The organism is Paraburkholderia sp. BL9I2N2 (assembly GCF_004339745.1).
GTDB lineage: Bacteria > Pseudomonadota > Gammaproteobacteria > Burkholderiales > Burkholderiaceae > Paraburkholderia.
On sequence record NZ_SMGP01000003.1, the window covers coordinates 488208 to 513022 of the forward strand.

Genomic DNA, 24815 nt, shown 5'->3' on the forward strand with positions numbered 1-24815 from the left:
GTGCATATGAACTTCGCATTTCAATTACCTGGTGAGGCAACGACATGAACAAAGCATATCGGACCATCTGGAACAAGGCGCTAGGCGCCTTCGTTGCCGCGTCGGAGCTGGACGCGTCGCGCGGCAAGGGAAAGTCAGGAGCGGCTGCCTCCGTATGCGACGGGCGCTGCGGCGAGCCTGGTGAACACGGTGCTTCGGTGCTGCACGGTTCCAGCCCGCGTGTCGTCACCGTACTGCTGTTAATGGGTCTGGGGGGATGGGCCGCGCAGGCGCAGGCGCAGGTGAGCTGCTCGGCGGCGCCCTTCAACTTCTATAGTGGCAGCACCACCTGCGTGGGCTTTCAGTCGACCGCGTCTGGAGGCGGAGCCACTGCGGTAGGTTCTCTCGCCAGCAGTACCGGCATTAATGCCCTGTCCTTCGGCTTTCAGGCCATTGCCAATGGTATCAACGCCATTTACGTGGGCGCGCGCACGGCTCCGGGTACCGGCGCGACCGCGGAGTCGGCAATCGGCATCGGTACGGATGTCGCCGCCAGCGGGTCCGCGGCCATCGGGATTGGCGTTGACGCTGTTTCGAGCGGCAACCTATCGACTGCCGTCGGCCCCTCGGCGAAAGCAACCGGAGACAACAGCGTTGCACTGGGTTCGAGCGCCAACGCTGCCGCGTCGGGCGTGGTCGCATTGGGCAGCGGAGCCACAGGCTCCCAGACCAATGGTGTAGCCGTTGGCTCGGGAGCCAGCGCCACTGGTGCGAACGCCCTTTATCTGGGCGCGCGCACCGCGGCGGGCACCGGTTCGACCGGAACGGCCTCCATCGCCATCGGCACTGACGTTACCTCTAACGCCGATTATGCCGCAGCGATTGGCTTCCAGGCCGTGGCAAGCGGACCCGCAGCCGTCGGAGTGGGCTATACCGCTGCAGCCTCCGGGACGCATGCCGTCGCCGTCGGCTTTCAGTCCATCGCAAGCGGCCTCAACGCCGTTTATCTTGGGCCGCGTTCTGTCGCAGGCACGGGCGCAACGGCGGCGGGTGCGATTGGCGTTGGCACGGACGTGACTGCGTCCGGTCCCTCTTCACTGGCCGCCGGCACAGTGTCTAAAGCCACGGCACAGAATGCCGTGGCTTTGGGGGCAGGCGCCGCCGCTACAGGGCTCAACGCGCTCGGCATGATGAATGGCTCGAAAGCGAGCGGTGCTAATGCAATAGCGTTGGGTTCGTCCGATTCCGTCGCGGAAGGCGGCGCGTCTGCCCCGGCGACGGTGGCGGGCGCCGCGGCGTCGGGCATTCGCGCGATTGCGATCGGCTCCGGCGCGAGTTCGGCTGGCTCCTCGTCCATCGCGATCGGCGATTCAGCTCTGACGGGCGCCAACACCGATGCCCTCGCCATGGGTACCTCCGCGACGGCAAACGCGACCAATGCTTCTGCCATCGGCAATGCCGCAAGTGCGCTCGCTGCGTCCACGGTTGCGATCGGCGACGGCAGCACCGTCGCCGCAGCAGCCGGCGCGGGTTCGTTCGCCGGCGGCCATAACTCCCAGGTACTCGGCGGGACGGGCGCAGTAGCGCTCGGTCAAGCGCAGACCGCCAGCGGCAACGGCGCGGTCGCGATTGGCGATCCCAATACCGCGACTGGCAATGGTGCGGTCGCCGTGGGCGCGAACAACACCGCCACGGGCGATGGCGCGGTAGCGCAGGGCAACGGCAATACCGCCAATGGCCAGGGCGCGGTCGCACTGGGCAACGCGAGCAATGCGAACGGCGCGAGCGCGCTGGCATTCGGCGATTCGGCGGTGGCCAACCAGACCCATGCGATCGCGCTGGGTGCCGGCGCGTCCGCCAGCAACGCGAATGATGTCGCGCTGGGTGCGGGCAGCACAACCGCAGCGCCACATACGGGCACCACTGCACTATACGGCGGCACGGCGGCCGGCATCGCGAGCGCGGCCAATGGCGTGGTGTCGGTGGGCTCCGCTGGGAAGGAGCGGCAACTGCAGAACGTGGCAGCCGGCGTGATTTCGGCCGCCAGCACCGACGCCATCAACGGCTCGCAGCTGAATACGGTTGTCGCCGGTATCAATAATCTCGGCGCGTCGACAGCGGGCACCCTGGGCGGCGGCGCCAGCTATAGCGCGGCGACCGGCAATCTCACCGGCTTTAGCCAGCCGGTCAACACCGTTAGCACTACCGGGGCGGTAAGCGGACCCACCGCGCAGACGACGGTTGCCGGTGCCTTGACCGCGCTGAATACGAATATCGACAACACCGCCAACATTGCGGTCAAGTACGACGCGGCGGGCGGTACCAGGATCACGCTCGGTGCGACCGGCGGGGCGGGGGCCGGGTCTCCGGTGACCATCACCAACATGGCGCCGGCCGCATTGAACGCGACGAGCACGGACGCGGTGAACGGGTCCCAGCTGTTCGCCACCAACCAGCAGGTGTCGACCAATACCACAGCGATTTCCAACATCAACAATGGCGGCGGGATCAAATATTTTCACACCAATTCGGTGCTGCCGGACAGTGTGCCCACCGGCACCGACGCGATCGCGGTGGGACCGGCCGCCAACGCGTTCGGTAACGATTCGATCGCCCAGGGTCTGAATGCGGTGGCCGGCGTGAACGGCGCACCGACGACGGCCAACGACATTGCATTGGGCAACGGGGCTCAAGCCACGGGTGGCGATTCGATCGCCCAGGGTACCGGAGCAACCGCGAACACGGCCGGCGCCATAGCGATCGGTCAGACGGCAACCGCCACCGGCGGCAAGGCCGTGTCGATCGGCGTGGGCAATACGGCCAGCGGTAACGGCGCGGTCGCCATCGGCGATCCGAACTCAGCGATCGGGACCGGTGCGATAACCATGGGCGCGAACAATACGTCCAACGGCCAGGGCGCGGTGGCGCTCGGCAATGCGAATGCAGCGACCGGCCAGGGCGCCGTCGCGCTGGGCAACGCATCGCAAGCGAACAATGCCGGTTCGGTCGCGTTCGGCGACGCTGCAACGGTGTCGGCCGCGGCGACGCAAGGCGTTGCGATCGGCTCCGGCGCCACGGTCACCAACGCCGGCGCGGTGGCCTTGGGTGCGGGAAGCACGACTGCCGCCGCGGTGGGCACGCCAGGCGCGACGATCAATGGGACCGCGTACGCGTTTGCCGGCACCACGCCGGCGAGCACGGTCAGCGTCGGCAAAGTGGGCGCAGAACGCACCGTGACGAATGTTGCCGCGGGCCGGTTGAGCTCGACCAGTACCGACGCCGTGAACGGCTCGCAGTTGTACGCGACCGATCAGGCCGTCGACGCGCTGTCCACGACGGTAACCGCCAACAAGACGCACTACTACAGCGTCAACGACGGCGGCACACAGGGTGCCAACTACGCCGACGACGGCGCGACCGGTGTGAACGCGCTGGCTGCGGGTGTCGGCGCCCAGGCTTCGGGGGTGAGCAGCATGGCGCTGGGCAACGGTGCCCAGGCGCTGGCGAACAGTGCACTGGCATTCGGACTGCAGGCGAGTGCCTCGATCGTCGGCGGCGTGGCGATCGGGTCGGGATCGGTTTCAGATCGCACGGTTCTGCCCGCGGCGGGATCGATCGCCAACGGCTCCCACGCGATTCCGTTCAATACGTCCGATGAGACCTTGCTGGGTGCGGTATCCGTCGGCAGTAGCACGGCCTACCGTCAGTTGACCAATGTGGCCGACGGCACGCAGGCGCAAGACGCAGTCACCGTCAGGCAACTGGCGGGCGCATTGTCGTCGTTTTCGGTGACGGGCACGAACTATTTCCACGCGAATTCGACGGCGGCCGATTCGCTGGCCGTGGGCGCGGAGTCAATCGCGGTCGGACCGACGACCGTTGTCAACGGCGACAGCGGCGTCGGTGTCGGCAACGGGGCGGTGGTCGATGCAACGGCGCCCGGCGGTGTCGCGATCGGTCAGCAATCGCATTCGGCCGCGGCCGACGCAATGGCGCTCGGCAGCGGCGCGGTCGCGAGCGGTGCGCAGTCGATTGCGCAGGGCGCCAACGCGAATGCCGCTAACCAGGGCGGCGTGGCTGTGGGCTCAGGCGCGCAGAGTAGCGCCACGGACGCCGTAGCGCTCGGCGCCGGGGCCAGCTCGACGTTCGCCAATAGCGTGGCACTGGGCAGCGCATCGACAACCGCCGCGGCGGTGGCGACGCCGGGTGTCACGATCAACGGCACAGCCTACACGTACGCCGGGACTGCCCCGACGAGCACGGTGAGCGTGGGCAGCGCAGGCAACGAGCGCACGGTGACCAACGTGGCGGCAGGCCGGGTGAGCGCGACCAGCACCGACGCAGTGAATGGCTCGCAGCTGTATGCAACCGATCAGGCAGTCAGCAGTCTGTCCACGACGGTAACCGCCAACAAGACGCACTACTACAGCGTCAACGACGGCGGTACTCAGAGTGCCAACTACGCCGACGATGGCGCCACCGGCACCAACGCGCTTGCGGCGGGTGTGGCCGCCACCGCGGCCGGCGCCAACAGCACGGCCCTGGGTCAGGGCGCGGTGGCCAATAACGCCGATGCCGTTGCGCTGGGCAGCGGGTCGACCACGGCTGCGGCAGTGGCAACGACCGGCGACACGATCAACGGCACGGCCTACACCTACGCCGGTGCCGCCCCGACGAGCACGGTCAGCGTGGGCAGCGCGGGTAACGAGCGCACGGTGACCAACGTGGCGGCAGGCCGGGTCAGCGCGACAAGCACCGACGCGGTGAACGGTTCGCAGCTGTACGCGACGGATCAGGCGGTGGACAGCCTCGCCAGCGTAGTGACCGCCAGCAAGACGCACTACTACAGCGTGAACGATGGCGGCACACAGGGCGGCAACTACAACAACGACGGCGCCACCGGCGTCAATGCGCTGGCGGCGGGCGTGGGGGCAACGGCCGCCGGCGTGAGCAGCTTTGCCGGCGGCAACGGCGCTGCCGCGCAGGCGGACAACGCGCTTGCGCTGGGTGCCCTGTCGAGCGCAACGGTGGCCGGCGGAGTCGCGATCGGCTCGGGATCCGTGTCCAATCGCGCGGTCCTGTCCGGGATCGGTTCAATTGCGAATGGCACCCATGCGATTCCTTTCAACACGTCGGATCAAACGTTGCTCGGCGCAGTGTCTTTCGGCAGCGCGGCCGGCAACACCTATCGCCAGTTGACCAACGTCGCGGACGGCACTCAGGCACAGGATGCGGTCACCATCAGGCAGCTTGCGGGCGCGCTATCGTCGTTCGCCGTTACCGGACAGATGTATTTTCACGCGAATTCGACGGCGGCGGATTCGCTCGCGGTCGGCGCGCAGTCGATTGCGGTCGGACCGACGACAGTGGTCAACGGTGATAACGGCGTGGGGATCGGCAACGGCGCCATCGTCGATTCGACGGCACCAGGCGGCGTCGCGATCGGTGAAAGCTCGAATGCGGCACAGGCCGACGCGATTGCGCTCGGCAGCGGCGCCATCGCAAGCGGCGCCCAGTCGATCGCACAAGGGGCGAACGCAAAGGCTGCGAATGCAGGCGGCATTGCTATCGGTTCGGGGGCGCAAAGCAGCGCCATCGATGCGGTCGCGATGGGCTCAGGCGCGAGCGCGTCGATGGCAAACAGCGTTGCGCTAGGCGCGGGTTCGGTGACCACGGTTGGCGCGTTGAGCAACTACATCGCATACGGGTTGAGCAGTCCGCAATCGTCCGCAGGTGAGGTCAATATCGGTAATCGGCAGATCACCGGCGTGGCAGCCGGCAAGGCCGGAACCGACGCGGTGAACGTCTCGCAACTGGACGCGGTGTCAACCCAGTTGACCACGCTGATCAACCAACGGACCACGAACAGCGGCGGCAGCTTCTCGTCCTCGCCCGGCACGCCGACGCCACCGGCGTCCACGGGATCGAATTCGTCGGCGGGCGGGCAAGGCGCATCGGCATCCGGGTCGAATAGCACGGCGGTCGGCAACAGTTCGCAAGCGAGCGCGACGGGCGCGACCGCAGTGGGGGTCGGCGCGGCCGCGAGCGGGAATAACTCGGTGGCGCTTGGGGCAGGTAGCACGGACGGAGGCCGCAGCAACGTGGTATCCGTCGGTTCGCTTGCCGACACGCGGCAGGTGGCGAATGTGGCTGCGGGAACCCAGGGGACGGACGCAGTCAACGTGGACCAGCTCAATGCCGGGCTCGCGCAGGCCAATGCCTATACCGATCAACGGGTGGATCAGCTGCAATCGGGCATCAACTCCGTCGCGCGCAATGCCTATTCCGGCATCGCCGCAGCGACCGCATTGACGATGATTCCGGAGGTCGACAAGGACAAGACCTTGTCATTTGGCATCGGCACGGCGGGCTTTCGTGGCTATCAGGCCGTCGCGCTGGGGGGGACCGCTCGTGTCACCGAAAACATCAAGATGAAGGCAGGCGTCGGCATGAGCCCCGGCGGCACAACCTTCGGCATGGGTGCGGCCATGCAATGGTAGGGCGCAGACGCCTTCGCTCAAGTGCGGACAACATGATCGTGCTCAGAACCTGACGTACGCAAAACAGTATGGAGAACACAATGAAGCAGCTTTCTGGATGGGGTTTGTCGCTGAGCCTGGTGTTGCTTGCAGGATGTTCGAGTGCCTCCGGGCCGACGTTTAACGCTTATACGATTACGGCCGCCGACGGTTCCACGCTTCATCAGGTCGAATGTCATGGGATCTTCGAGGGACCTGCTACCTGTATGAAGGTGGCTCAGCAGATATGTCACGGAGAACCGGTTCGCCCGGTGCAGAAAGTCGGGCGCCTGCTGCCGGACAATGACCAGGCCGATGTCACGCGGCGGCTTACCTTCGCCTGCGGCGACGCGCCGGTCACGCCGGCTGCAGTGTCCTCGCAGCCGGTCGCACCTGCGGCGCAAACGGTTGATCAGTTCGTGATCCAAAGCGATGCGTTGTTTGCCTTCGGCAAATCAAGCCGCGCTTCAATGCTGCCGGGCGGGGTGGCAAGTCTCGATCAGGTCATTAGGCGTATCAGGCAGCGCAGTGGCGTTCAGTCCATTTCGGTCGTAGGCCATACCGACCGTCTTGGGCCTGAAACGGTCAACCAGCCGTTGTCCCTGGCGCGTGCACAGACGGTGAGGGAGTACATGATCAATCATGGACTGAACGGTGAGGTGATTCATGCGACGGGCGTGGGCTCCGGCGATTCAACAACGCAATGTCCGGACGGCGGGAGCAAGTCGCTCATCGCTTGCCTGCAACCGGACAGGCGGGTCTCCATTGAAGTTCGGGGGGAGTGAGATGGCTCAGTGCCGAACCGGTTCGAGATGAACGAGCCAACGTTCGGCCCCGAGCGCCGGGATGTCCTTCGGCGCGCCGGGCGAGCCGCGCAGGCTGGATGCTGCGCGAACGGATCGTCGTGTGCGACAGCTCGCGTATCGACACGCTGCTGGCACTGCCGCTATGAAACAGCCGACGAGCCACTCCCTAACCATCGCGCTGGCGATCGGCGACCCGAACGGCATCGGTCCCGAGATTGCCGTGAAGGCCGCCGCGCAGAGCGCGCGCGACATGGCCGATGCCGGTCCGACGCGGCGTCTGGTTCTGTTCGGCGATGCGTTCGTCATTCGCTGGTATGTCCAGCGCTGCTGTCCCGGGATGACGCTTCGGCAAGTGCGGGCCGACGATTTGCCCGCGGCCGAACCCGGCGCGATCGACGTGGTCGACGTCGCGTCGCTGGCTGCCGAAGCATTCGTGCCGGGTGAAGTCGCGGCCGCGGCCGGAACCGCGACGCTCGCGTATGTCAGCGTCGCACTCGCTGCCGCGCGGGCGGGCAATGTCGACGTCGTGATCGCGTGTCCGCATTCGGAGACGGCGATCAATGCGAGCGGCGTGCGTTTCGCCGGCTATCCGGGCTTCGTCGCGCAGCAGATGGGCGTGCCGGCTGACGACGTGTATCTGCTGCTGATCGGCGGCGGCCTGCGCATCGTTCATGCGACCTTGCACGAAGGCATTGGTTCGGCGCTCGCGCGGCTCGATCAGCGCCACATCGTACGCGCCGCGCGAGCCGCCGCGCAAACGCTGCAATTGATGGGCATCGAGCGCCCGGTGGTCGGCCTGATGGGCATCAATCCGCACGCGGGCGAAGGCGGGCTGTTTGGCCGCGAGGACATCGACATCACCGAACCCGCCGCGCGGCAGTTGCGCGACGAGGGCATTGCCGTGATCGGACCGGACGGCGCGGATCTGTTGCTGACGAATCCCGATGTCGACGTGTTCGTCGCGATGTATCACGACCAGGGGCACATTCCCGTCAAGCTGCGCGCGGGCCGCCATAGCGCGGCGCTGTCGATCGGCGCGGGCGTGATGTTCTCGAGCGTCGGCCACGGCAGCGGCTTCGACATCGCGGGCAGGCTGCGAGGGTGTCCAGATGTTTGAGGTGGCGGCAAAGGCGGTTAGAATGCGATGAGCCCACGGTATCCGCACAAGCGATGCCTTTGGCTCCGACGCGAACAGAAGGCACAAAAAAATGGAACGACAGACTGACTCTCGTCCTCCCCGCCCGACAGATGCCGACGCCCGACAGCCTGCACCGCCCCACCTGGCCGACATGCTTGATAGCCTGAGCGACGGATTCATGTCGATAGACAGATCGTGGCGCTTCAGCTACATGAACCATACCGCTGAACGATACTTGCAGCGGGACCGGCAAAATCTGCTCGGACGTGACATATGGCAGTGTTACCCGGACCTGGTAGATTCTGGCTACTATCGCGCCTATCAGCAGACGGCGGCAACGGGACTGCCGGGCCGGCACACTGACTATTACGCACCGCTCGGCGCGTGGTTTGAGGCTCGTTCATTTGCCCACGACGATGGCATCACGGTGCTTTTCCGCGACGTCACGCGCGAACACGAGCACGCGGCGCAGCTGGAATTTGAAGCTAGTTACGACTATCTGACTGGTCTGGCCAACCGGCGCAAGTGCATGGAGGTGCTATCGCGCGCGGTCGCTGAGGCTGCTTCAACGGGCTTTACGCATGGTGCTTCCCTGGCGGTGCTGTTTGTTGACCTGGACCATTTCAAGGAAGTCAACGACGCGTTCGGTCATGCTGTCGGCGATGATCTGTTGCGCGGCTTTGCGAAAAGGCTTCTGGCAATTCTTGACCCTGATTTTTTCGCCGCGCGCGTCGGGGGTGACGAGTTCGTTCTCTTGTTACGCAATACTACTGAAAGCGCGGCAGAAGCGTTCGCGCACGCGGTGCTCAGCGAGCTCGCAATGCCATTTGAAGCATGTGGAAGGGCTGTCTCCCTGTCGGCCAGCATTGGCATCGCGCTACTGAGAGATGCACCGGAATCAGCCGAGGCGTTGCTGAGTCATGCCGATACCGCCATGTACGCAGCGAAGTCATCTGGCCGGTTTCAGGTATGCGCGTACGATGGGACCCTCGACCAGGGCATGCGTGACCGCCTTGCTTTGCGCATCGATCTTCGTGAGGCATTTGCGGCGAACCAGTTCGAGCTTCATTTCCAGCCTCAGATAGCACTCGCGGACGCTTCCCCAATCGGCGTCGAGGCGCTCCTTCGCTGGCGTCATCCTGAACGAGGCCTGCTCACGCCGTACGCATTCCTGGATGTGTTACTTGAGTCCCCATATGAAGGCGCCCTCGTCGAATGGCTGCTCAATGCAGTTTGCCAGCATATCGGTGCATGGAGACGGCTGGGTGTATCCGTACCGCGGATCAGTCTCAATCTGTCGGCTCGGCAACTTCTCGGTGCGGGACTTACAGATAGGATTCTCCATATCGCGAGGGCACACGACGTCTCCCCCGCAATGCTCGATATTGAAGTCACGGAGGACTCTCTAGTGAGCGATATCGAAAAGGCAACGTCCGTTCTTGCCGCGCTGAAGCAAGCCGGCATATCCACATCGCTGGACGACTTCGGATCTGGATACTCCAGTCTCGGCTATCTGCTCCGGCTGCCTATCGACACGCTGAAGATCGACAAGTCGTTTGTTCGAGCGCTGGTCGATTCAGAGAAAGCGTCTGCGGTCATCCGAGGCATTATCGGTCTCGCTCGTTCACTGGGAATGAAAACTGTCGCGGAAGGCGTGGAGTACCCACATCAGGTCGCAGAGTTGAAGGACGCCGGATGCGATTCCATTCAGGGTTATCTGGTCAGCCGCCCGCTTGACTCGAAGGCCCTGGTGGAATTCATGCTGCGTTTGGGATAGCGCCAAACGGAATTGATGTTCGCGCGCTGCTGGCGCGGTGAGCGTCAACCAAGTGAATTGGCCGCCCGGCCTCGTCAACCACGTCAATATCGCTGTCCTACTGGACACGCACTACGCAGTGATCGGCGCAAATTCAGCAATCCCCGCACGCGCGTCACGAAGGCTGACGCGATCATCTATCGGGCAAGCCAGCTCGACTGTAAGAACTTTTCGATCGCTGCTGTCCGAATTAGCGATATCGATTCGCCCGCGTCGCGCAACGTGTTTTATGTCGAGGAGCGCGCCATCGACTTATGTAGCACTGCAGCCGTTGGCTGAGCGAGAGGAAGACTGGGAACTGAACGAGTCGCGCGTGCTGTATCTGACAGCAGACGGGCGGCAAGCTTGCATCTCCATGTATTCCATAATCGTATAGATAATGTATTAATGTTCATTATAAATGCATGTCGATCGCCGCTAGTATGCAAAGTCCCTGCTGTGCCCCTGCGTGAAACCAACAGGCGCACGGCGTCGATCCGACGCCTCGCCGCGCTGGACCAACGCGGAAAGGCCGAACCAACCATTCACTGATACGCAGCGTCGTTGAAGGCGCAGCGAGCGTGTGAGGAGGAGACTCGAACGTGAAAATGACCTTTCGCTGGTATGGCGACACGGACCCCGTGCCGCTCGCGTATATCCGCCAGATCCCGGGCATGGTCGGGGTCGTCTCGGCGGTCTACGACGTGCCTGTGGGCGAGGTGTGGCCGATCGACAGGATCCTGTCGCTGAAAGAGAAGATCGAGGCTCACGGTCTGACACTGGAAGTGATAGAAAGCGTGCCGGTGCACGAGGACATCAAGCTCGGCAAACCGACGCGCGACACGCTCATTTCCAACTACGGCCAGTCGCTGCGTAACCTCGGCGCCTGCGGTGTGAAGGTGGTCTGCTACAACTTCATGCCGGTTTTCGACTGGACCCGCACCTCGCTGGAAATGCGCCTGCCCGACGGATCGACGACGCTCGCGTTCGACACGCAAGCGATCCGCGAGCTCGACGTCAGCCAAGGTATCCAGTTGCCCGGCTGGGACGCGAGCTATCGGCCCGAGCAATTGAAAGCCCTGCTGTGCGAGTACGAAGCGCTTGACGAAGCCGGTCTCTGGGCCAATCTCGACTACTTTCTGCGCGCGATTATTCCGGTGGCCAAAGAAGCCGGCATCAAGATGGCGATCCACCCCGACGATCCGCCGCGGCCGATTTTCGGCCTGCCGCGCATCGTGAAGAATCGCGCTGACCTGCAGCGCGTGCTGGCTATCGTCGACGATCCCGCCAATGGCCTGACGCTGTGTTCGGGGTCGCTGGGCGCGGACCTGCAGAACGATATTCCGGCACTGGTGCGCGAGTTCGGCGCACGTGGCCGGATTCATTTTGCCCACCTGCGCAACGTGCAAACCAATGCCGCGGGCGACTTTCATGAGACTTCGCATCGCTCGGCCGATGGCTCACTCGACATGGCGGAAATCGTCAAAGCCTATTTCGAAACCGGCTTTGACGGCTATGCAAGGCCGGACCATGGGCGAATGATCTGGGGCGAAACGGGCCGCGCCGGCTACGGGCTATTCGACAGAGCGCTGGGTGCGGTCTACCTGAACGGCATCTGGGAAGGTCTCGCCAAACATCCGGCCGATCATGCGGCTGAGTAATGCCGCCCTGGCTTCGCTCGCGGCGCGCGCTGCTGGCGAAGTCGTCGTTCCCGCCTACGATCGCGCGAGCCTTGCACCGGGCATTGTCCATCTGGGCCTCGGGGCGTTTCATCGTGCGCACCAGGCGGTCTACACCGAGCACACGTTGTGTGCTGGCGATCACCGCTGGGGTATCGTCGGCGTGTCGTTGCGGCGTGCAGACACGTCGGAGGCGCTCGCTCCGCAAGATCATCTGTATGCGGTGGATGTGGGCGACGGCACCGCGGATTCGTTCCAGGTCATCGGTGCGCTGATTGCTTCGCTGGTCGCGCCGCAGTCTCCCGCCGCCGTGCTCGACGCGATGACCGATCCGCGCTGTCATATCGTCAGCCTGACGATCACCGAGAAGGGCTATTGCCGCAATCCGGCCAGCGGTGCATTGCAGTTCGATCATCCCGACATTGCCCATGATCTGCGCGAGGCCGCCGCGCCCCGAAGCGCGATCGGCTTCGTCGTGCGCGCGCTGGCGCTGCGCCGCGCGGCCGGTCTGGGCCCGTTCACCGTGCTGTCGTGCGACAACCTGCCGTCCAACGGCGATACGATGCGCGCGTTGACGCTGGCGTTCGCGCGCGAAACGGATCCTGTGCTGGCCGACTGGATCGAGCAAGAGGGCGCATTTCCCAACACGATGGTGGATCGGATCGTGCCGCTCACCACCAACGCCGACCGTATGCGCGTAGCGAAGCAACTCGGTGCCGACGATGCGTGGCCGGTGATGACCGAGCCGTTTTCGCAGTGGGTGATCGAGGACCACTTCGTGGGACCGCGGCCGGCGTGGGAACGCGCAGGCGCGACACTCGTGGATGACGCGCGCCCCTACGAGCAGGCCAAATTGCGGATGTTGAACGGCGCGCATTCGGCGCTCGCGTACCTCGGGTCGCTGGTTGGCTATGACACCGTCGATCAGGCGATCGGCGCACCGGCGGTGCTGAACTTTGTCGAAAGCATGTTGCGCGACGAGGTAGAGCCGACGCTGTCGCGACCCGCTTTGGCCACCTATCGCGCTGAACTGTTCGCGCGTTTTCGCAACACCGCGCTAGATCACCGCTTGCAACAGATCGCGACCGACGGCTCGCAGAAACTGCCGCAGCGCTGGCTGGAAAGCGTGCGCGCCAACTTGAAAAGCGGCGCGCCGACCGAACGTCTTGCCTTTGTGCTGGCCGGCTGGATCGCGTACCTCAGCGGTCAGGACGAGACAGGGCGCACTTACGCGATCGCGGATCCCCTCGCCGACACACTGACCGAAGCGGTCCGCGCGACCTTGCACGCGGATGCCGTCGATACGGTACGAACACTGTTCGAAATCGAGTCGATTTTCGGAGGCGATCTGCGCGCGCACCCGCGTTTCGTCGCGCAAGTCGCACGCCATCTGGCGGCGATTCGTGCACAAGGCGTCGTCAAAGCGATGGGCGCTTTTACCGCTTGAGGCCATGCACGTGGCCGCAGCAACCGCCGCGTTCTGCCGGCTAGTAGCCCTAAATAATTGGAGGAACACATGAGCGACCTGCTCGTCAAACCGTCAAAGCATGCCGAAGACGGCCAGATCATCCATATCACGCCGGCGAGCGCCGGCTGGCAATACGTCGGCTTCGATGTTTTCGACCTGATGCCCGGCGCGACGGTGACTCGGGAGACGGGCGATCGCGAAGTCGTGGTCGTGCTCGTCAAGGGGCACGCAATAGTCGGTTGCGAAGGACTCGCGAGCCGCGAGATCGGCGCACGGATGTCACCGTTCGATGGCGCGCCGTGGTCCATGTATGTGCCGCCGCATACGCGCTACACGATCCTGGCGACGGACGACGTCGAACTCGGAATCTGCTCCGCGCCCGCGAAGGGCGGTCTGCCGCCGCGCTTCATTGCACCTCGCGAGGTCAAGCAGGAAACCCGCGGCGCTGGCGCCAACCTGCGTCACGTGCGGCACATCCTTCCGGAAACCGAGCCGGCGGAGAGCTTGCTGGTGGTGGAATCGGTGACGCCCGCGGGCAACTGGTCGAGCTACCCGCCGCATCGCCACGATACCGACGATGGCGAGCAGCAGACCTATCTCGAGGAAACCTATTACCACCGCGTCTCGCCGCCGCAGGGCTTCGCGATTCAGCGCGTCTATACCGACGACCGCAGTCTCGACGAAACGCTCGCGGCGTACGACAAGCATGTCGTGCTGGTGCCGCGCGGCTATCATCCGGTTGCGGCCGCGCACGGCTACGACCTCTACTACCTGAATGTGATGGCCGGTCCACGTCGCACCTGGCACGTGCACAACGAGCCGGCGCATGAATGGTTACTACAGTCCGGCGCAGGGGTCGCGGCGGACGGCGTGCGCTGAGTCCCGTCGCGGTAAGTCAGTCGCTTTCGGCGTCGGGGCCTTGGGTATCGAATCCGGCGGCCTCGCGCAGCGCTTGCAGCATCGCCCGCGCACCCGGTGAGAGCCTGTCGCCGCGCCGCGTGACGATGCCCGCCGGTCCGAGCTTCAGATCGAGTTCGAACGGTAGCGGTTCGAGCGCGCCGGCAATGCAATACGGCCGCACCGGCTCGCGCGCAAGCGGCGCGATCATATCGCTCATTTGCAGCAGACTCGTGATGACAGGTAGCGACGAACTCTCGACCACATCCGTCGGCAACGCGAGCTGCAGTTCGAGAAAAAGTTGCGTGAACTGATTGCGCATCACGTTGCCTTTCGGCGGCAAGATCCACGTTTGCGGCGCCAGTTCGTCCCAGCTCAGAGCCTTGCGCTTGACGAGCGGATGGCCAGCGCGTGCGAACAGCGCGTGCTGTGCTTCTGCGAGCGGGGCGTAGTGCAGTTCCGCCAGATCGTCCGGATTGCGGATTCGCGCCACGATCATATCCAGCTTGCCTTCCTGCAGACGCTGCACCAGCACCTCGCTGAACTCCATCTCGATGTTGATGCGAATCTGCGGAAAGCGTTTCTTGAGTAGCGCCACGGCTTGCGGCACGAGATTGGTGGCCGCCGTGACCTCGGTGCCGATCATCGCCTGCCCGGTCAGGCCGGCTTTGAGCGCGGACACTTCGTCGTACGCGTGCCGCAACTCCGCCAGCACGCTGCGCGCATGGCGGATCAGCACCTCGCCGTACCAGGTGGGCTCGACACCGCGCGGATGCCGTTCGAACAATGGCACACCCATCGTCTCTTCCAGTTCTCGCAGCAACTTGGTCGCCCCGGGCTGCGTCATGTGCGCGGCGTCCGCCGCGCGCAATACCGAGCGATGGATGTCGAGCTGAACGATCAGGGCCAATTGGCGCGTCTTCAGACGTGTGGGGTCGAAGCGGCCCGTCGCGATCGTCCCCGCGCCGCCGTCCGGATGAATTGCCGAGGTCACGATGTCGTCTCCATGTATTCCGTATTGATATAGATTTTGCGTTATTTTTCATTATAAAAGCATATCGATCGATTCTACTATGCATCAGACGCCCTGCATTCCAAGGCGGGCGGTTTCCCATCATGGGCATCGAGAACGGCTGCATCCAGCATCCGCGCATGCAGCCGCACAGGAGACGAAGAAGCAATGAACATCCGTACCGCAGATATCCCGCCGGAAGGCATCACTACCGACGAGTTCCTCGGCCGCGTCGCCAAGGTCCGCAGCGCTCTCGACGAGGCGGGCCTGGTCGGCCTGCTCGCTTTCGGCGATTGCTGGCGTGGCGCGAACATCGGCTACTTCACCGAGTTCCGTCCGCTCGACGGCGTATCGGACATTGCCAACGCGATCCTGCTGCTGCCAGTAGACGGCGACCCCGTGCTGTTCGTGTCGGATCAATGCTTCGACTACGCGACGAGCGTGACCGCCTTCGAGGTGCGCAGCCTGCGAGAAGTCACGCAACAGGTGCAGGCGTTTTCGGCGCGGCACCGCAGCGGCACGGTCGGCCTTGCCGGCGCCGCCTATATCCCCGCGGACCTGCTGCAGCGCCTGAACGCTGGTCTCGGCGAACTGAAGCTCGAACCGACGATGGTGCTGGCCGAAATCAAGGCGATCAAGAGCGACGCCGAAGTGGCGCTGATGCGCAAAGCTGCCGCCTTGACCGATTCGGCGATGGCCGCGATTCGCGACGCGCTCGCCGACGGCCGTCCCTACATCGAGCGTGAACTCGCTCTAATCGCTGACCGTGCGATGCTCGCGGGAGGAGCAGACCGGACCGCGTTCGATTCGATGGTGCAATCCGGTCCGCGCTCGGCGTATAACCTGGCGCGTCCCACCGACCGCATCCTGCAACCGGGCGACCTGATCATGACGGACATCGGTGCGCGTTATCGTGGGTACGTCGCCGATGGCGGACGCGGTTTCACCTACGGTCCGGCGAATCCCGAGAAGATGGCGATCGTCGCGGCAGCGGCGCGCGCGGTCGAAGCGGGGCTGGCCGCCGCGCGTCCCGGCATGGCGGCCATGGAACTGAACGCGGTGATCCAGCAGGCGCTGGTGAAGTCGAACTACGAGCAATACTCGAGCGAAGCGCGCGGCCATGGCACCGGTCACGGCACCGGTATGGATCCGGAAGAAGAAGCGCCATGGATCGGGCCGGGCAACAAGACCGTGCTGCAGGAAAACATGGTCTTCACCTTGAAGGCGACGATCACGGTGCCGAACGTCGGCGGTTTGCGCACGGAACGTATCGTGCGGTTGACCTCGGGCGGCGTCGAAACGCTCGACCAGTTCCCGATGGAACTGCACTGGTGAGTGCAGCGAATTTAACGTAACGTGCCGGCGAATCCGCGCCGCCGGCACGCAGCAGTTCAAGACATAGATTCCCAGAGAAGGGAGGAGACATGAATACATCGCCTGTTTCATCCGGCAACGCGCCGGTTATCAGCCGGTCGGCCGTCAACCGTGTGCTGGTCGCTTCGGTGGTCGGGACCGCCATCGAGTGGTACGACTTTTTTCTCTATGCCACCGCTTCGGCGCTGGTCTTCGCCAAGCTGTTCTTCCCCTCGTTCGATCCGGTGGTTGGCACCATCGCGGCGTTCGGCAGTTTTGCGGTCGGCTATCTCGCACGGCCTTTCGGCGCCGTGTTTTTCGGGCACTTTGGCGATCGCATCGGACGTAAGGCAACGCTCGTCGCGACGCTGACCATCATGGGCGTGAGCACCTTCGTGATCGGCCTGCTGCCGACTTATGCGTCGATCGGCGTCTGGGCGCCGATCCTGCTGGTGGCGATGCGCTTCATGCAAGGCCTCGGCGTCGGCGGCGAATGGGGCGGCGCGGTGCTGATGGTGGTCGAAACGGCGCCGGCCAGGAAGCGAGGCTTTTTCGGCGCGTTCCCGCAATTGGGCGTGCCGCTCGGGCTGATGCTCTCGACCGCGGTGTTTAAAGCCGTGTCGAGTATGCCGTCGGACGCGTTCTATTCATGGGGATGGCGCCTGCCGTTCCTGCTGAGCGTCGCGCTGATCGCGATCGGCCTGTTCATCCGCCTGCGCGTCATGGAGTCGCCGGTATTCGAACAGATCAAGGCGAGCAAGCAGGTCGTGAAGGCGCCGCTAGTCGAATTGCTGCGCCGGCATCCGAAAGACCTCGTGCTGACGATCGGCACGCGCTTCGCGGTCGACATTACCTTCAACGTGATCAACGTGTTCGTGCTGGTCTACGGAACGACGCGGCTCGGCTTGTCGCGTGGGCTACCGCTGAACGCCATCATTGTGGGCTGCGCGTTTGCGCTGATCACGCTGCCGCTGTTCGGCAAACTGTCGGACGTGATCGGACGCCGGACCGTGTTCATGCTCGGCGCGGTGTTCGTCGCGATCTATGGATTCGCGTTTTTTCCGTTGCTCGAGACACGCAATCCGACCTTGATTTTCGTGGCGTACGTCTGCGGTATCGCGTTGAGCCAGGCGTCGGTGTACGGCGTGCAATCGACGTGGTTTGCGGAACTGTTCGGTACGCGGGTGCGCTATACGGGGGCGTCGCTGCCGTATCAGGTCGCCGGCATCATCACGTCAGGACCGACGCCATTGATCGCCACCTATCTGTTCGCTACGTATGGCCAGACGCTGCCCATTTCGATCTATATCGCGGCGACGGGGTTGCTGAGCCTGGTGTGCGCGTTTTTCCTCGCGGAGACTTTCAGGCGGGATCTGTCGGCAGAGCCGGAGGATGAGGCGGCCGCTGCGCTGTGCGCGCGTGCGTCCGCGCACTCGCCGCATCCTTTGACGCGCTGAGCGCAAATCGATCCGGTTACCATGCCGTGTATGACCTGGCCGATTGCGGCGCCGGAGCGGCGGCCGTCGAGTCGCTAACGCGGGTTTGAATGGGCGCCTCGTCGGCCAGGTCAGTCGCAGGGGTGCCCGCCTCGGTGGCGGCCTCGCGCCGTTGGGCGGCGACGGCAAGACTCTCGGCGGTCACAAAGGCTACGGTCTCGGTTTGTTCGCGCAGATTCTCGGGAGCACGCTGGGCGGCGGTTCGTTCTCGCCCGTGCGCAACCGCACGCAAAAAAGCGATGAGCCGGACAACATCGGCCATTTCTTCCTTGCCGTGATGGCGTAACGGGTATGGCGCGCAGCAACGACGCCAACCGCGAGACCTACACGAACCGGCTCGCGAGCACGCGTCTGATCGGCGATGCGGAACTCGCGATCAGCCGGGAGCGCACGACCGTCGACCGGATCGCTTTCGACCCGGCCGCCCCGACGGTCGAGAAAGATATTGCCACTTATCGCATGCTCAAAGGGCAGGGTATGGATGCGTGGACGAAGTATCACGCCTTGCCTACCACGTCGGATGAAAACCTTCTTGCCGCCGCGGTCAGTGCCAAGCGAAGCCAGGTACAAAACCAGCTGGATGCTTTTGCGGATTCGGTCAAGGGCATGGACGACGCGGCAGTCAAGGTCGCGTTGAAGAAAATCGCGCTGGCCAATACGGACTATGTCACGGTGAGCGCAGATCTCAAGCAGTTTCAACGCGATCAGGCAAAAGCACAGTACGATGACTCGGAAGCGAGTTTCCAACGCTTTCGTGCAATGACAACCGCCTCCATCGTATTTGGGCTGCTCGCCGGTGTCTTCACCTTCGTGTCGCTGCGCCGCGCGATCGGCCGTCCGCTCGCTGAGGCGCTGGAACACTTCCACCGAATCGCGACGGGCGATCTGTCGCAGCGGATCGAAACGCGTTCGCACGATGGGCATGCTGCTGCACGGTCTTTCGCAAATGCGCGACGGCCTCGTTAGCACCGTCACAACAGTGCGTCACGCAAGCGAGGCCATCGCCACGGCCCAGCAGATCACCTCAGGCAATCTCCATCTGTCCGCCCGTACGGAACAACAGGCTGCGTCGTTACAGGAAACTGCTGCCAGCATGGAAGAGCTGACCGGCACGGTGAGGCATAACGCCGAGAATGCACGTCAGGCGCAGGCTCTCGCTGCTAATGCGGCCAACATGGCCGATCACGGCAACTCCGTGGTGGGCGAGGTGGTGACGACGATGAAAGAAATCGATCAGAGCTCGGGCCGTATCGGCGACATCATCGCGATTATCGATGCCATCGCGTTTCAGACCAATATTCTGGCGCTCAACGCAGCGGTCGAAGCTGCGCGCGCCGGAGAACAGGGACGCGGTTTCGCGGTAGTGGCGGCCGAGGTGCGCATGCTGGCGCAGCGCTCGTCGGCTGCCGCGAAAGAGATCAAAGAACTGATCGAGACGTCGAGCGGAAAAGTACAGGCGGGGGGCACGCTGGTCACCGAGGCGGGCGGCCGCATGCAGGCGATCCTCACCGGCGTGCGGCGCGTGGCGGACATTATGGACGAGATATCGGCGGCTTCGTCAGAGCAAAGCACGGGTATCGAACAGGTTACTCGCGCCGTCGCGGAAATGGACTCGGTCACGCAGCACAACGCCGCGTTGGTCGAAGAGGCGGCAGCAGCGGCCCAGTCGCTCGAGGAACAGGCGCGAATGTTGAAAGAGACGGTGGCGGTGTTCAGGATTTAGGCTAGAGCGGGAATCACTTCCTGACGCGCAGCGTGCTTCCGTCGTATTGCGACTCGCGGCATGACCAAAACGTGTCGCGACAGGCCTGACAGCGGAGTGCGGATTGCGTTATTTGATCTCGATGCGCCGCCTGGCTGCCGGTTCTCCGGTCGCCTTCGGCACGCGCAGCGTCAGCACGCCGTTTTCAAATCTGGCCTCTGCCCGATCGAGATCGATGCCCGCGGGCAGCGGGACCGCGCGCTGAAAGTGTCCAAACGACCGCTCGACCCGATAGCATCCCTGTTCCTCGCTCGTCGATTCGAAGCGCTTGTCGCCGCTGATGATCAGCATGTCTTCAATCACTTCGAGTTCGACGTCGTCGCGGGTCATGCCCGGCAATTCGGCGACGATACGCAGAGCGTCGCCATCGTCGGTGACGTCGATCCGCGGTTGAAACTCGCTTGCGCTGAAGTCGCCGAACCAGCTTCCGAGCGGTCCACGGCCGCCGAACGGATCGCGGATCAATTCGGCGAACAGATGAATCGGATCAGGCAGCGGCCAGCTGGCAGGCGCGAGTGCCGGCGCAGCAGCCGCTGCCATCGGAACCGCGTTACCCGTTTGCGTGCCGCCCGTCTGTTGCCCGTTTTGCCGGGCGCTTTGCGGACTGGTCCGCGGCGCACCGGCGCGGTCCGATGCGCTTTTTTGCGCGGAGTGTGAGCGTAAAAACCGGAACGGATTCCATTTGTCGAGATCAAGAGGCATGTGATTCTCCTTACGTGAGATAAGCCAGTGCCAGACCCGACGCTGGACCACTGGAGATGACGGGCGGTCCATTCGCCCTCCGAATGCGCGGGGCCGGCCGGCGCGGCATCGTCCGCGAGAGCGCAACGAGTCCGGTACGGGGTTGGCCGCGGGTTTGACCTTGTGACCCGCGACTGCCCTTGAACGGTGCGTTTACGGATGCAATGGCGCGTGTGGCTCGCCAGTCAGGCTATCCTGCTGCCAGGCACGCGCAGTGATGCCGAGTACGAACAGCAGCGAGCCCGTGAACAACGCATACACGCCGATCAGCCAGACGAGCGCTAGTGCGCCGGCACCCGGAAAGAACAGCACGAAGATGCCGAACAGCAAGGACAGCACGCCGGTCAGCACCAGCATCCACGCATTGCGCAGTCGCCTGTGCAGCCGCCTTGCTGCGATCAGATCGAATACGCCGCTGATAATCGCGTTTGCGCCGATGATGGCGACCAGCACGAGCGTGGTAATGCCCGGCACTAACGCGGCTATCAAACCGGCGCCGATGCTACAGATGCCGAGCAGCAAGGGCACCCACCAGCCGGCGTGCGTCGCGCGGTAGCGGATGGCCCCGACAATCGCGACAATGCCGCCGGCGATCGCGTAGGCGCTGAAGAGAGTAATCAGCAGTAGCAGAGTGAGAGCGGGCCAGAACAGCGCCAGACTGCCAAACAGTAGCGCTACCGTGCCACGCAAAATGAGCATCCACCAGGCGCGTCCAAGCAGTTCATCCATGTGGAACTTCAGGCTCTACCGTCATGCGATGAACTGCAGTCTAGGCTCCTCGCTGCTGCGATTCTTTCGCGTTTCTGCCATGCGTTTCGCAATTCTGCATTCGCTCATGAGGCGTGCGGAATGGCATCCGCATGTACGAAAATAGCTCGATCCATCACCGCTTTTTTATAGCGGCTTGCCGTGCGACCTTCTAACATGAACTTACGCCGCGCACGGTCTGGCGTTTACCTTTTCATTGCTGACCCGGTGTTGCACCGTCAACCCCAGAACGAAGGGAATCTCATGAAAACGAATCTGCTTGTATTGCTGCTCGCGTCGTCGCTAGGACTCGCTCCAGACGCGAACGCCCAAGTGGCCGGCGCCCAGCCGCTTGGTGTCACCGTGGAAGAGTCGGCCGCGATCGTGGCAGGCTGGAGCGTGAGAAAGTCGATCATGGACAAGCCGGTCTTCAACGAGAAGGGTGAGCGTGTCGGTGTCATTCATGACATTATCGTGGCACCGGACCGGTCGGTATCGTTTGCAATCGTCGCCGCAAACCAGTTTCTGGGGGTGTCGCATCACGACGTGGCCATTCCGGTTGAGCAGCTCGATTTTGTCAATGGCAAACTGGTGCTTGCCGGTGCGACGAAAGATGCGATCAAGGCGCTGCCCGCGTTTCAATACGCAAAGGTACGCGCGACACCTAAGGCGAGGTCCGACTACAGCGAGCATCACTGACATATGTCGCGCATCGTCAGCGATCGATGCATTTGGACGTACTGCACATCCATTCCATGGCCAGTGCGCCGATTAGTGCACCGCCGCGTGACTATTCGTCGTGCCGCATGACCGCCGCCTGCTCTTCGGGCGACTTTCTTAACCAGCGCCGGTGCAACGCACGTTCAATGCTGCCGCCCACCGAGAGCAGCAGCAGGAGCAGGGCGGTGGCAATACCCGCAATCTGCCAGGCGCCGATGCCGCATACAACTCCGAGCGCGGCGGTGACCCAGATCGAAGCCGCCGTCGTCAAGCCGCTGATCCTGCCGGTGGCGCGGTCTTGCAGGATCACCCCGGCGCCGAGAAAACCGATGCCCGTAATGACGCCCTGGATCGCGCGGCCGGCGTCACTGCTGTCGCTGAAACCGTGCAGTTCGAAGGACATGCCGGCCATTGTGACGAGACAGGAGCCGAGCGCAACGAGGCCTAGCGTCTTCACACCGGTTGGTTTGCCGTGCAGGTTTCGATCGAGCCCGACGATGCAGCCCACCAGCACTGCCGCGACCATGCGCAAGATCGCCTGAAGCAACTGCAGGTGTGAAATCATTGGCATCCCGCTAAGGTTTCCAGGTAACGTCGCGTTCGGCGAGCACCTGGCTGCTCACTACAGTCTAGCGAAGGGAGCAAACTGCTTGAGCGTTAAACGCCGCACACGCGGAAGGGTTGAAGCTTTCGTCAGGAGCATTACAAAGCTTGTGATGCAGATCCAGCCCCACATGCCCCAGCACACAGCCGCTCCGGATTGCCGCGATGGTTAGCCACGATTATTCGGCCAGCCGCATCTGCCCATATAACAAATCCGCCTTAGGAAGCCTTGAATTCGACGTAAGCTTAGGTATGCGACGAGGCAACGAGGAGACTTCTGCTTGCGATGAAACAAACGACAGGATTGACCCCGGATCACAGGTTACGCTGCCAACCGATGACCGTCGCTTTCACCAATGGCGGGTTGAATACAGTGCAGGGACTTCGGCTCGTTATGCCGACAGGTACCACTGTTGTGCAGGCTGCGGGCTGTGACGACCTTGGGGTGAATCACTCCATGTTGATAAGTGCGCCATTTGTCGCAGTCATTCCGGCGGGTGCGCAGTTGGCCACGATCGCTGACAACGATCCAAAGGGATGGGTCATCGCACTCGAAAGGAGCGTACTTGGACAAGCCTCGCAAGAAGCGTTTGCGGCGGTCCCAAAATGGTCTAAGTCTTGGGATCCGTTCCTGCGTGAGGTGGCGGGCACGTTGAGTGCTTTGCATCGTGCGGAGCTCATCGACGCTGCTTGCGCCGACGCATTCGCCGATGTTATCTCGGTGCACATCGCTCTTTACTACGGGCACTGTGCTGGTGCGGCAGCGCCAGATACGCCTCTTACGCTTCAAATGCTGAGTCGCGTTGAAGCCTTCGTTCATGAGCATATAGCTGAAACCATTTTGGTCGGGCAACTCGCGATGCTGGTGCACATGGGCACATCAAACTTTGCACGCGCTTTCAAAAGGGTGACAGGCAGGCCGCCCCATCAGTACGTGACACTCGAACGAGTGAAATTTGCCAGGACGATGTTGAGCCAACAAACCCCTTCTCTGGTTGACGTTGGCGCGCTCGCGGGGTTTCAGACTCAACAGCATTTCACCGAAGTGTTTCATCGATACACCGGCGTAACGCCACGCGCATACCGGCTTGCCCGCCGTAACGTCAGTAGCTGATTCATTGTCGAAGTTGCGGGCATCGCGACGAAGGTCGAACTGGAAGCGGGATCCGGGTCTGGTAGTCGACGACGTGCGCTAACCGGCGCTTTTGTTCTCGTCGTGCGGCAGCCCGAGTCACTCGCCCCGCCGCGCACCTTCGCCGGATCGTGTTTCCTGCTGCCGCTGTGCATACAGGGTCCGGTCGACTTCGGCGTCCGGTGCCGAGGTCGCGTCGATAGGGTCGTCGCGTTGCCGCATCAGCCAGTAGACGATCCCCAGCGCCACCAGCGCAAACGCAAGCGCCGCGATCTGCGAGGGTGCGCTGGCCGGATCGAGAATAATGAATTTGCGGGCGATGGCAAGCAGCGCAACGAGAACTACCGTCTTGACCTGAACGATATGATCGCGCCGCGCCATCACGCGCGTAATCGAATGTTTGAATTCCATTGCGATCAACAACGTCATGATCATGCCGAAGACCGTTTGGAACACTGCGTGATCGAGCGGGTTTAGTGCGTCCGAAACTAGCAATGCAGTCACCGCGCGGATCAATTGCCAAAGCGACACGAGAATGATGACGGAGATCACCAGGCTCAGCACATGCGCGACAAGCTGTTCGAAGCGTTCATAAAACGTGAGTACGTCCCACTGCAGACGCAGTGCATCGAAATCCCGGCGCAGCCTGCTTTTCTTTCTGTCCATGATCTGGCTTCCGGGCGGGCGTGGATACGCCGTGCGCGCACAGCGGGGGCGGATTGCACGTGCGTCGTGCGAAGGTCAGCAGACGATGTGGCAGTTCATGCGCCACGGTCTTTCGGGTTCGTGCTGTTTTTTTACAGATAGCTGCTTGAACGCAACCGGCGGACCTCATTGTCAACGGCTGACAGGACAGCCGTAGAAGGAAGCAGCCTTGACGTAACCGGCAAATGTAACCGCGTCATTGTTAGTGCACCGTGCATCGCCTTCGTTCGACGAAGCGCCTGACGCCCACCAATGGATGTGTTC

General features: G+C 63.3%; 19 protein-coding genes. 14 read left to right on the forward strand and 5 right to left on the reverse strand.

Features of this window, described 5'->3' with window-relative positions:
• Positions 1-44 precede the first annotated feature (44 nt).
• The 7 genes from B0G74_RS32910 to iolB all read left to right on the forward strand — a co-directional run bounded on the left by B0G74_RS32910 (position 45) and on the right by iolB (position 14262).
• On the forward strand, positions 45-6479 hold the full coding sequence (locus B0G74_RS32910) for an ESPR-type extended signal peptide-containing protein (RefSeq protein WP_132380258.1): 6435 nt from the start codon (positions 45-47) through the stop codon (positions 6477-6479).
• 80 nt (positions 6480-6559) lie between these two features.
• Positions 6560-7282 carry an OmpA family protein gene (locus tag B0G74_RS32915; RefSeq protein WP_132380261.1) on the forward strand — a complete coding sequence of 241 codons (723 nt, stop codon included), beginning with the start codon at positions 6560-6562 and terminating at the stop codon, positions 7280-7282.
• A 163-nt stretch (positions 7283-7445) separates the two neighbouring features.
• Entirely contained in the window at positions 7446-8420 is a 975-nt protein-coding gene (locus tag B0G74_RS32925) for a 4-hydroxythreonine-4-phosphate dehydrogenase PdxA (protein WP_132380264.1), read from the forward strand.
• 91 nt (positions 8421-8511) lie between these two features.
• A complete protein-coding gene (locus B0G74_RS32930) occupies positions 8512-10218 on the forward strand; it encodes an EAL domain-containing protein (protein ID WP_243658423.1) in 1707 nt (568 codons plus the stop codon).
• 626 nt (positions 10219-10844) lie between these two features.
• A complete protein-coding gene (uxuA, locus tag B0G74_RS32935) occupies positions 10845-11897 on the forward strand; it encodes a mannonate dehydratase (protein ID WP_132381263.1) in 1053 nt (350 codons plus the stop codon).
• Positions 11884-13362, forward strand: coding sequence for a mannitol dehydrogenase family protein (locus B0G74_RS32940; RefSeq protein ID WP_132380267.1), 1479 nt, complete (start codon positions 11884-11886; stop codon positions 13360-13362). Before uxuA ends, B0G74_RS32940 begins: the two co-directional genes overlap by 14 nt.
• Before the next feature lie 69 nt (positions 13363-13431).
• The gene (gene iolB / locus B0G74_RS32945) at positions 13432-14262 is read left to right on the forward strand and encodes a 5-deoxy-glucuronate isomerase (protein ID WP_132380269.1); all 831 of its coding nucleotides are present in this window, start codon (positions 13432-13434) and stop codon (positions 14260-14262) included.
• A gap of 16 nt (positions 14263-14278) precedes the next feature.
• Here the strand turns inward: iolB and B0G74_RS32950 are convergent, their stop codons facing one another.
• Positions 14279-15274, reverse strand: coding sequence for a LysR substrate-binding domain-containing protein (locus B0G74_RS32950; RefSeq protein WP_132380270.1), 996 nt, complete (start codon positions 15272-15274; stop codon positions 14279-14281).
• A gap of 186 nt (positions 15275-15460) precedes the next feature.
• Between B0G74_RS32950 and B0G74_RS32955 the strand changes: the two genes are divergently transcribed.
• The 5 genes from B0G74_RS32955 to B0G74_RS46260 all read left to right on the forward strand — a co-directional run bounded on the left by B0G74_RS32955 (position 15461) and on the right by B0G74_RS46260 (position 19864).
• Complete coding sequence (locus tag B0G74_RS32955) at positions 15461-16627, forward strand: Xaa-Pro peptidase family protein (protein WP_132380271.1); 1167 nt, start codon at positions 15461-15463, stop codon at positions 16625-16627.
• Positions 16628-16716: 89 nt separating this feature from the next.
• Positions 16717-18102: an MFS transporter gene (locus tag B0G74_RS32960; protein WP_132380272.1), complete on the forward strand. Its 1386-nt coding sequence runs from the start codon at positions 16717-16719 to the stop codon at positions 18100-18102.
• Positions 18103-18187: 85 nt separating this feature from the next.
• The gene (locus tag B0G74_RS32965) at positions 18188-18427 is read left to right on the forward strand and encodes an Ldh family oxidoreductase (protein WP_243658424.1); all 240 of its coding nucleotides are present in this window, start codon (positions 18188-18190) and stop codon (positions 18425-18427) included.
• A 5-nt stretch (positions 18428-18432) separates the two neighbouring features.
• Complete coding sequence (locus tag B0G74_RS46255; protein ID WP_132380273.1) at positions 18433-19107, forward strand: Tar ligand binding domain-containing protein; 675 nt, start codon at positions 18433-18435, stop codon at positions 19105-19107.
• Positions 19058-19864, forward strand: coding sequence for a methyl-accepting chemotaxis protein (locus tag B0G74_RS46260; protein ID WP_132380274.1), 807 nt, complete (start codon positions 19058-19060; stop codon positions 19862-19864). The genes B0G74_RS46255 and B0G74_RS46260 overlap by 50 nt, the downstream gene beginning before the upstream one ends.
• A 108-nt stretch (positions 19865-19972) precedes the next feature.
• Here the strand turns inward: B0G74_RS46260 and B0G74_RS32980 are convergent, their stop codons facing one another.
• Together B0G74_RS32980 and B0G74_RS32985 are read right to left on the reverse strand one after the other, a co-directional pair.
• Positions 19973-20605, reverse strand: coding sequence for an Hsp20/alpha crystallin family protein (locus tag B0G74_RS32980; protein ID WP_132380275.1), 633 nt, complete (start codon positions 20603-20605; stop codon positions 19973-19975).
• A 192-nt stretch (positions 20606-20797) separates the two neighbouring features.
• Positions 20798-21373 carry a DUF308 domain-containing protein gene (locus tag B0G74_RS32985; protein ID WP_132380277.1) on the reverse strand — a complete coding sequence of 192 codons (576 nt, stop codon included), beginning with the start codon at positions 21371-21373 and terminating at the stop codon, positions 20798-20800.
• Positions 21374-21655: 282 nt separating this feature from the next.
• Between B0G74_RS32985 and B0G74_RS32990 the strand changes: the two genes are divergently transcribed.
• The gene (locus B0G74_RS32990) at positions 21656-22090 is read left to right on the forward strand and encodes a PRC-barrel domain-containing protein (RefSeq protein ID WP_132381265.1); all 435 of its coding nucleotides are present in this window, start codon (positions 21656-21658) and stop codon (positions 22088-22090) included.
• A 91-nt stretch (positions 22091-22181) separates the two neighbouring features.
• Here the strand turns inward: B0G74_RS32990 and B0G74_RS32995 are convergent, their stop codons facing one another.
• Entirely contained in the window at positions 22182-22676 is a 495-nt protein-coding gene (locus B0G74_RS32995; protein ID WP_132381267.1) for an MgtC/SapB family protein, read from the reverse strand.
• 324 nt (positions 22677-23000) lie between these two features.
• Here B0G74_RS32995 and B0G74_RS33000 point away from each other — a divergent pair, with 324 nt between their 5' ends.
• A complete protein-coding gene (locus tag B0G74_RS33000; protein WP_132380279.1) occupies positions 23001-23828 on the forward strand; it encodes an AraC family transcriptional regulator in 828 nt (275 codons plus the stop codon).
• A gap of 117 nt (positions 23829-23945) precedes the next feature.
• On the opposite strand, the gene B0G74_RS33005 is transcribed toward B0G74_RS33000, so the two are convergent.
• Entirely contained in the window at positions 23946-24512 is a 567-nt protein-coding gene (locus tag B0G74_RS33005; protein WP_132380281.1) for a phosphate-starvation-inducible PsiE family protein, read from the reverse strand.
• Positions 24513-24815: the final 303 nt, after the last annotated feature.